Below are 1090 nucleotides of genomic sequence, written 5' to 3' on the forward strand. Positions count from 1 at the left end.
CTGGACGCCAGGGCCGCGGGGCTGGCCGAGCGGGTGCGCCGGGCCGTCGAGGAACTCGGCGGCCTCGAGTCCGCCCGCCGTGCCGAGCGGCGCCTGGCCCAACTCGCCGCGGAGCGGGCCGGCCTGGACCGCGAGGAGCGCGCCGACGAGGCGGTCCTGCAGGACGCCGAGGGCTGGCTCGACCACTGGGAGGACACCCGTACGGGCCTGCAGAACCGGATCGACGCCGCCCGGCAGGCCGCCACCCTGGCCGAGCAGTTCGCGGTGCGGCGCGAGCCCGCGCAGCAACGGCTGGCGGCGGCCCGCCGGCGCGACGAGCTCGTACGGCATGCAGAGGCGGCCGAGGCCCGCGCCCTCGCCGCCCGCGAACGCGCGCTGAAAGCTCGTGAACACTGGCTGGACCTCAAGGAGCAGCGACTCCAGGGCATCGCGGCGGAACTCGCCGCCGACCTCGTCGACGGCGAACCCTGCGCCGTCTGCGGCGCCGTCGACCACCCCGCGCCCGCGCGGAAGGTCGCCGGGCACGTCGACCGGGAGACGGAGGAGCGCGCCCTCGCCGCCTGCCGGAGCGCCGAGGGGGAACTCGCCGACGACGAGCGGCGGCTCGGCACCCTGCGGGAGGCACTGGCCGCCGCCACCGCGGAGGCAGGCGACGCACCGGCCGACCGGCTGACAGAGGAAGCCGAGGAGCTGGAGCGGCTCTACGACGCCGCCCGGCGGGGCGCCTCGCAGCTGCACGCCGCGCAGGAGGAGCTCAGACGGGCCGAGCACGAGCGCGAGCGGCGTGCCGCGGCCCGGCAGGAGGCCGCGCTGCGCGGCGCGGCCCGCCTCTCCCGGCGGGAGGCACTCGAACAGGAACGGACGGCCCTGGAAGAGGAGTTGGCGCGTGCCCGGGGGACCGCCGTGAGCGTTGCCGCCCGCTCGGCGCAACTGGAGGGCGACGCCGCCCTGTTCACCGAGGCGGCGGACGCCGTACGGGCCGCCGAGGACACCGCGCAGCGGCTCAAGGACGCCGACGCACACCTCGCCGACGCCGCCTTCCGCGCCGGGTTCGACACCCCGCAGGCCGCGGCCGCGGCGCTCCTCGACG

General features: G+C 78.3%; 1 protein-coding gene. It reads left to right on the forward strand.

Features of this window, described 5'->3' with window-relative positions; all coding sequences use genetic code 11:
* A partial coding sequence (locus ACFSL4_RS22980; protein ID WP_465269762.1) for a coiled-coil domain-containing protein occupies positions 1–1090 on the forward strand: 1090 nt, incomplete at both ends.

This window comes from Streptomyces caeni (assembly GCF_042678285.1).
In the GTDB taxonomy this organism is placed as follows: Bacteria; Actinomycetota; Actinomycetes; order Streptomycetales; family Streptomycetaceae; genus Streptomyces; species Streptomyces caeni.